This is a genomic window from Devosia sp. (assembly GCF_036406155.1).
Taxonomy (GTDB): Bacteria; Pseudomonadota; Alphaproteobacteria; order Rhizobiales; family Devosiaceae; genus Devosia_A.
Genome location: NZ_DASWVV010000239.1, coordinates 1 through 6,640, shown reverse-complemented (window position 1 = coordinate 6,640; position 6,640 = coordinate 1). Strand labels below are relative to the sequence as shown.

General features: G+C 66.8%; 6 protein-coding genes. 4 read left to right on the top strand and 2 right to left on the bottom strand.

Translation table 11 applies throughout. The features are described from left to right. A partial coding sequence (locus VGD93_RS16575) for an ABC transporter permease subunit (protein WP_413789706.1) occupies nt 1-139 on the bottom strand: 139 nt, incomplete at its 3' end. An 80-nt stretch (nt 140-219) separates the two neighbouring features. After that, complete coding sequence (locus VGD93_RS16570) at nt 220-1,569, bottom strand: substrate-binding protein (RefSeq protein WP_395013272.1); 1,350 nt, start codon at nt 1,567-1,569, stop codon at nt 220-222. Nucleotides 1,570-1,757: 188 nt separating this feature from the next. Between VGD93_RS16570 and VGD93_RS16565 the strand changes: the two genes are divergently transcribed. The 4 genes from VGD93_RS16565 to VGD93_RS16550 form a co-directional block, all read left to right on the top strand. Next, complete coding sequence (locus tag VGD93_RS16565; protein ID WP_395013271.1) at nt 1,758-3,374, top strand: helix-turn-helix domain-containing protein; 1,617 nt, start codon at nt 1,758-1,760, stop codon at nt 3,372-3,374. Nucleotides 3,375-3,444: 70 nt separating this feature from the next. Next, the gene (locus VGD93_RS16560) at nt 3,445-3,825 is read left to right on the top strand and encodes a response regulator transcription factor (protein WP_395013270.1); all 381 of its coding nucleotides are present in this window, start codon (nt 3,445-3,447) and stop codon (nt 3,823-3,825) included. 1 nt (nt 3,826) lies between these two features. Then, nucleotides 3,827-4,060 (top strand): hypothetical protein, encoded by a 234-nt coding sequence (locus VGD93_RS16555; protein WP_395013269.1) that lies wholly within the window; start codon nt 3,827-3,829, stop codon nt 4,058-4,060. Next, nucleotides 4,057-6,640 (top strand): histidine kinase dimerization/phospho-acceptor domain-containing protein (locus VGD93_RS16550; protein ID WP_395013268.1); only part of this gene is annotated, 2,584 nt, incomplete at its 3' end. The genes VGD93_RS16555 and VGD93_RS16550, both read left to right, overlap by 4 nt.

Sequence of the window (6,640 nt, the reverse complement as noted above, 5' to 3'; positions counted from 1 at the left end):
CGCCGAGCATGAACAGCGCGCCGTGCGCGAAATTGACCACGCCTAGCGTGCCGAAGACCAGCGTCAGCCCGAGGGCGATGAGCGCATAGGCGCCACCCTTGTCGAGACCGTTGAGCAGCTGCGCGAGGATTGCTTCCATCGAGGTTCAGTTCCCACCCTGATGCAAAGAGGAATGCGGTCCCGGCCGCCTGCGCAGCCGGGACCTCCTGATGCTGTCGATCAGCACATCGCCGGGGTATCGGGGCCGAGTTCGCCGCCGAAGATGGCCGGATCGTAGGTGACGGCTTCGCGCGACGCGGTTCCCACCACCTCGAGCAGGTCGAACGGGTTGGCGGGCGCTTCCTTGCCCTGCACCACGTAGACTTCCTTGAAGCACTGGTGGTCGTCGGCGCGGTACAGCGTGGCGCCGTTGCCGAGGCCGTCGAACTCGAAGCCTTCCAGGGCCTTGATCACCTCGGGCGGGTAGAACGTGCCGGCGCGCTCGCAGGCATCGGCATAGAGCAGGGTCTGCACGTAGGACGTATGCGCAGCCTGGCTCGGCGGCTGGCCGAACTTGGCGCCGAACGACTTGGTGAAGGCCTTGGAGGCCTCGTCCGACAGCTGCCAGTCCCAGTTCGAGGTGCCGTAGATGCCCTTGATGGCGGCGCCGGCGCCCTTGGCCATGAGGTCGGAGATGAGCGGCACGACGATCTCGAAGTCCTTGCCGTTGGCCTGCTTGTCGCGCAGGCCGAACTGCACGGCCTGGGTCAGCGAATTGACCATGTCGAAGCCGTAGTGGTTGAGGATCAGCACGTCGGCGCCGGAATTGAGCACCGGGGTCAAATACTGGCTGAAGTCGCCGGCGCCCACGGGGGTGCGGACGGGCGGCAGCGTCTTCCAGCCGAGCGCCTCGGTGGCGGCGATCATCGATTCTTCCTGGGTCCAGCCCCAGGTGTAGTCGGCGGTCAGGTGGTAGGCGACGCGGTCCTTGCCGTAGACTTCGCCGAGCTTGGGCCCGAGCGCCACGCCGGACTGGTAGGCGTTGAAGAAGTGGCGGAAGCCGTAGCGCTTCTTGTCCTTGCCGGTGGTGTCATTGGAGTGCGTGAGGGCGGCCATGAAGAGGACGCCCATTTCCTGGCACAGGCCCTGCACCGCCACGGCCACGGCCGAGGACGAACCGCCGGTGATCATGATGGCGCCGTCGCGCTCGATCATGCGGCGCGCCGAATCGCGGGCCGCGTCGGCCTTGGTCTGGGTGTCGCCGGTGACGGACACGACCTTCTTGCCGAGAATGCCGTTGCCCTTCAACGTCTTGGACGAGAAGGTCGGGATCATGCCGCCGTCGCCGCCACCGTTGAGGTGCTCGATGGCAAGTTCATAGGCCTTGAGTTCGTCTGCGCCTTCGTCGGCATAGGCACCCGTCTGCGGCACGTTGCAGCCGATGGTCACGGTGTCGCCAGTCGGGTTGTTGCAGAAGTCCTGGGCGTAGGCGCCCCGGGTAAAGAATGTCGGCATGACGCCGGTCGCCACGATGCCGGCGACGCCGGACTGCAGCAGCCTGCGACGGTTCAGACCCTTCAGGTCACTCATCAGGTAACTCCTCCTTTTGGCGCGGGGGTCTGATACATGGTCAGTTCACCTCACCGCTGCCGCATTATGAGACCGCCGGGAAAACGTGTTCAATAGGTCATTGTATTTACTGGAAGATTCTGTAAACACTTGTACTGCTTTAATTGCAATGTTGTAAATTCGTTGACAATCACAAGCCGAGGACAGGCATGCGCGCCCCTATCGGAATCAGGATTTCGTCGCGGCGCCGGGCACTTGGAACCTCCCAGGCGGCCCTGGCGCGGCAGGTCGCGATCTCGCCCAGCTACCTAAACCTGATCGAGCGCAACAAGCGCGACGTCGGCGGCTCGCTGCTCATCCGCATCGCCGAGGCGCTCCGTATCGACATCGAGGACCTGACCGGCGAATCCGAGCAGAAGCTGGTGCAGGATCTGGAAGAGGCGTTCTCCGATCCGGTGCTGGAACGCGCCGGGCTCGCACCCGGCGACGCGCGCGATCTCGTGGCCCAACATCCGGCAGCGGCCCAGGCGATCACCCGGCTGCACCGCGCCTACACCACCGCCGCCGCCAGCGCCGACGCCTATTTCAACCGCCTGCGCTCCGACCCGCTGTTTTCGCAGCTGCTGCACCAGATCCTGTCGGGCATCACCGCCATGCGCTCGGGCGCGGAGATTCTCGAGGAGGTGCCGGACCTCGATGATGCCGAGCGCCGGCGTTTCCTCGGCTCAATCACGCGTGAGGCGCGCAGCCTGTCGGCGGTGGCGCAGACGCTGATCGGCCAGTTCGACAGCTCCACCGCGGCGCGGCGCTCGATCTCGCCCCGGCGGGAGCTCGACGATCTCATCATCGCGGAAGGCAACTACTTTCCGGCGCTGGAGGAAGCGGGCACGGGACTGCGGGCCGAGATCGAGGCCGCCGGCCCGTTCGGCGAGGCGACGCTGGTGCACCTGCTCGAAACCCGCTTCGGCGTCCGCATCGTGCGCAGCACGACGCATGAGGTGGACGGCGCCGCCTTTGCCGGCCAGTACCATTTCGACGCGGCCGGGAGGGTATTGTGGTTCCGTAGCAGCACCACCGCCGCTACCCGCCAGTTCCAGCTGGCGCGCGTCTACGCGCGGCTGTCGGCGCCGGACATGCTGGCGCAGGCCATCGACACGAGGCTGCTGTCGAGCCCCGAGGCCAGGCAACTGGCCCACCGCGCCCTCGGCTCCTATTTCGCCGGCGCGATCGTCTTTCCCTATGAAGGCTTCCTCGACGCTGCGGAATCGGCCCGCTACGACATCGACACACTGCGCCAGAACTACGGCGCCAGCTACGAACAGGTGGCCCAGCGCCTGGTATCCCTGCGCCGGCCAGGCGCCGAGGGCGTACCCTTCGGCTTCCTGCGCTCCGACCCGGCGGGGCGCCTGACCAAGCACTTTCCCCTGCCCGGGCTGCTGCTGCCCAACTCCGGGCATGCCTGTCCCCTATGGGCGATCTACACCGCCTTCCGCATTCCGGACACCAGCGTGCGGCAGGTGGTGCGCTTCACCGACGGGTCGCGCTACCTGTTCATTGCCCGGGCGGTGGCCAACCGCGCGCCCAGCTTCGCCGATCCGCCGACCTATACCTCGGTGATGCTGGCCTGCGACGTGCTGCACGCCGACCGCACCGTGTATGGGGCCGGCCTCGACCTCGCGGACGCGAGCGCAGACGTGCCTGTCGGCCCGTCCTGTCGGCTGTGCACCCGCCGCGATTGCCCCAGCCGACAGGAGGAAGCCTTCGCGCCGGGCAGCCTGCAGCCGGGATCCGAGGCCTTGACCGGGCCCGCCGCAGATACGGTTTGATGTTGGAGATTCCGCGCGACTGCGCTTTAGTAGGACCGCGCTCGGGTGCCGGGACGCGATGGGGGGAGAATTGGCACTGGATGTACTCATAGCCGAGGATGAGCCGTCGATTCTGGAATCGCTGGAGTTCATCCTCAAGCGCGCGGGCCTCAGCTGCTCGACGGTAACGGACGGCGAGTCCGCCCTCGAGGCCGTGCGCCGGCTGCGGCCGCGCGTCGTCGTTCTCGACGTCATGCTGCCGAAGCGCTCCGGCTTCGAGGTCCTCAAGCAGATCCGCGCCGACCCGCTGACCAGCGGGCAGCCGGTGCTGATCCTCACGGCCAAAGGCCAGCAGCAGGACCGGCGCATCGCCATGGACCTGGGCGCCGACAGCTTCATCACCAAGCCCTATGCCAATGCCGAGGTCGTGGGCGAAGTGCGGCGTCTGCTCGGCGAGGACGCAAAGACCTGAGATGGAACGCCACAAGCTGGAAAGCGCGTCGCTGTTCCTCACCATCCTCGGGGCGATGCTCATCACCCCGCCGCTCGTTCTGGTGTTCCAGACCGATGGGCGGCTGTTCGGCATCCCGGCCGAACTGGTTTATCTGTTCGCGGCCTGGGCGGCGATGATCGCCGGGGCATGGTGGCTGTCCAGCCGCATGCCGCGCGAACATACCCCGGGGCCGACGGCGGAGGACGATACGTGACGCTCACGGCCGACTTCGTCATCGCCACCGGTGTCGTCTATGTCGGGCTGCTGTTCATCATCGCCTATTTCGGGGATCGCCGGGCCCGCCACAACAAGGGGGCGTTCCTGCGCTCGCCGATCGTCTACACGCTTGCCATCTCGGTCTACTGCACCAGTTGGACCTTCTACGGCGCCGTCGGCTCGGCGGCCCGCGACGGGCTCGAATACCTCGCCATCTATCTCGGCCCGACGCTGGTCTTCATCGGCTGGTGGTTCATCCTGCGGCGCCTCGTGCGCATCAGCCACAACCAGCGCATCACCTCGGTCGCCGACCTGCTGTCGTCGCGCTTCGGCAAATCGAGCCGGCTCGCGGTGCTGATCACCGTCATCGCGGTGATCGGTATCGCGCCCTACATCGCCTTGCAGCTGAAGGCCATCACCTCCTCGATCCACGCGGTAGCCGGCGCGCGCGGCGGCATGGTCGGCATCGACGAGGTCCCGCTGGCGCTGGGCGTCGCCGCCGGCATGGCGCTGTTCACCATCCTGTTCGGGACACGAAATGTCGACGCCAACGAGCAGCATCACGGCGTCGTCGCCGCCATCGCCTTCGAAGCCGTGGTCAAGCTCGCCGCCCTCCTGGCGGTAGGCGTCTTCGTCGTCTATGTCGGGGGCGGCTTCGAAGCCATCTTCACCAATGCCGAAGCGGCCGGTTTCGACATGTATTCGAACCAGGACTTCGGCAGCCGCTGGCTGGCGCTCAACGTCCTTTCCATCGCCGCCATACTGTGCCTGCCGCGCCAGTTCCAGATCACGGTGGTCGAAAACGCCGACGAGAACCACCTGCGCATCGCCGGCTGGGCGTTCCCCGGCTACCTGCTGCTGATGAGCCTGTTCACCCTGCCGATCGCGCTCTATGGCCTCACCAGCATGCCCGCCGGCGCCAATCCCGACATGTTCGTGCTGACCCTGCCTCTCGCCGCCGGCCAGGAGGCGCTCGGCCTGTTCGCCTTCATCGGCGGCTTCTCGTCCGCGACCTCGATGATCATCGTCGAGTCGATCGCACTGTCGATCATGGTCTCCAACCACATCGTCATGCCGATCGTGCTCAGGTTCACCCAGGGCGAAGGCCTGGACGACGAACGTGGCGTGAGCCGCACGCTGCTGGCCTCGCGCCGCTTCTCCATCGTCCTCATCCTGTCGCTGGGCTTCCTCTATTTCTACTTGACCGGCGACTCCGACGCCCTCGCCCCGATCGGGCTCATCTCCTTCGCCGGCGTCGCCCAGTTCCTGCCGGCGATCATCGCCGCCCTGTTCTGGAAGGACGCCTCGCTGAAGGCGGCGACCAGCGCCATCGCCGTCGGCTTCGTCGTCTGGGCCTGGTCGAGTTTCCTGCCCTCGTTCGAATCCTCCTCCCCGCTGGTCGCCTCCCTCATGGCCGAGGGACCGTGGGGCATCAGCTGGCTGCGCCCCCAGGCCCTGTTCGGACTGGGCAGCATGGACCCGCTGGTGCACGCCGTGTTCTGGAGCCTGTTCCTCAACTCGACGACGCTGGTCATCGTGTCGCTATTCACCACTCAGTCGGCGCTCGAACGCATCCAGGCGACGCTGTTCACCGGGCTTTTCCGCGGCGCGGGCGGCGGCCAGTTCATCCGCGGCTCCGCCACGGCGAACGACCTGTTCTTCGTCGCCCAGCGCGTGCTCGGGGGCCAGCGCGCCTTGGCGCTGTTCGAGACCGCCGCCGAGGCGGCGGGGGTGGAGCGCACGGCGCTCGAGCCGACCCCCGAATTCATCGACCGGCTGGAGCGTGAGCTCGCCGGCTCGATCGGCGCCGCCTCGGCCCACGTCATGCTGTCCAAGGTCGTTTCCGGCGACACGGCCAGCCTCGAGGAAGTGCTGCAGATGGCCGACGAGACGCAGCAGGTGATCGAGTATTCCCAGGAACTCGAGCGCACCTCCGCCGAACTGCGCTCGACCGCGCGCAAGCTCGAGGAGGCCAACATGCAGCTGCGCGAACTCGACAGCCAGAAGGACGAGTTCCTGTCGCAGGTCAGCCACGAAGTACGCACGCCGATGACTTCGATCCGCTCGTTCTCGGAAATCCTGCTCGACGAGAGCAAGCTCAAGTCCGAGGAGCGGCAGCGGTTTCTCGCCACCATCCACAAGGAGAGCCTGCGCCTCACCCGGCTGCTCGACGAGATCCTCGACCTGTCGGCGCTGGAGCGTGGCGAACGCGGCTGGGACAATGTTCCCATCGACCCCGAGGCTTCGCTCGACCGGGCCGTGGAGGTATGCGGCGCCCTGGCGCGCCAGCGCGGCATGGAGCTGACGGTCGGCGGGCGCGCCGCGCAGGTGCAGGTCGACGGCGACGCGGACCGCCTGTCGCAGGTGCTGATCAATTTGATCTCGAACGCCATCAGCTACAGCGACGCGGACGATCCGGTGGTGGAGATCACTTCGGCGGTCAAGGGCAACAGCTACATGGTGGAGGTGATGGACAACGGGCCCGGCATCGCCAAGACCGAGCGCAAGCTGATCTTCGAGAAGTTCTTCCGCGGCCAGCACGGGGCGGTGACCACGCAGGCCGGCGCCGGGCTCGGCC

Bases quoted from the DNA above. Each gene is read 5' to 3' on its own strand.
- VGD93_RS16565 (WP_395013271.1), top strand. From the start codon at position 1,758: ATGCGCGCCCCTATCGGAATCAGGATTTCGTCGCGGCGCCGGGCACTT.
- VGD93_RS16555 (WP_395013269.1), top strand. From the start codon at position 3,827: ATGGAACGCCACAAGCTGGAAAGCGCGTCGCTGTTCCTCACCATCCTC.
- VGD93_RS16570 (WP_395013272.1), bottom strand. From the start codon at position 1,569: ATGAGTGACCTGAAGGGTCTGAACCGTCGCAGGCTGCTGCAGTCCGGC.